The organism is Arthrobacter sp. SDTb3-6 (genome assembly GCF_013376095.1).
Taxonomy (GTDB): Bacteria; Actinomycetota; Actinomycetes; order Actinomycetales; family Micrococcaceae; genus Specibacter.
In genome coordinates this window covers 1-510 of the sequence record NZ_JAAMFN010000142.1, presented here as the reverse complement: position 1 = coordinate 510, position 510 = coordinate 1, and the positions used below count along the sequence as shown (strand labels likewise).

The following is a 510-nucleotide window of genomic DNA, read 5'->3' as shown; positions in this document are numbered from 1 at the left end:
GACCCGCATGGCACAGGACTCAGTTCATGTCCCCTGACGCCTTTGGCAGACGATGGCGTTGCTGAGGCATCGTTCATTCGAATCATGGAACGGCTCGAGGCATCGGGTACGGATTCGATTACCGCCCTCGGATCCACGGGTTCCTGCGCGTATCTCACGGGTGGGGAGCTGGCAAGGGTGGCCCATCTGGCGGTCGAGCATGCCGGCGGGATACCGGTAGTCATCGGTGTCAGTGCGCTGCGCACCTCCCAGGTGCTGATGGACGTGAAAGAGGCCGGGCGGGCTGGTGGCGGCCATGTCCTACCCGGCGCTTACGGCAGATGAGGTATTCGTGCTCTATCGAACGGTGACGGAGAATGCAGGGCTTGCGGTCATCGTCTACGACAATCCAGGGACCACGCACTTCACCTTCACCGATGGGCTGTACGGGCGAATCGTCCGGCTGCCGGGCATCGCCTCGATCAAGGTCCCCGGCGGCCCCGGCGAAGCCCAAGGGGATGTTCAGGCAAT

1 protein-coding gene is annotated in these 510 nt (G+C 63.1%); it reads left to right on the top strand.

What is annotated here, in order from left to right; all coding sequences use genetic code 11:
- The coding region (locus G6035_RS20740; RefSeq protein ID WP_371131085.1) for a dihydrodipicolinate synthase family protein at positions 1–324 on the top strand (324 nt) is incomplete at its 5' end.
- Positions 325–510 lie beyond the last annotated feature (186 nt).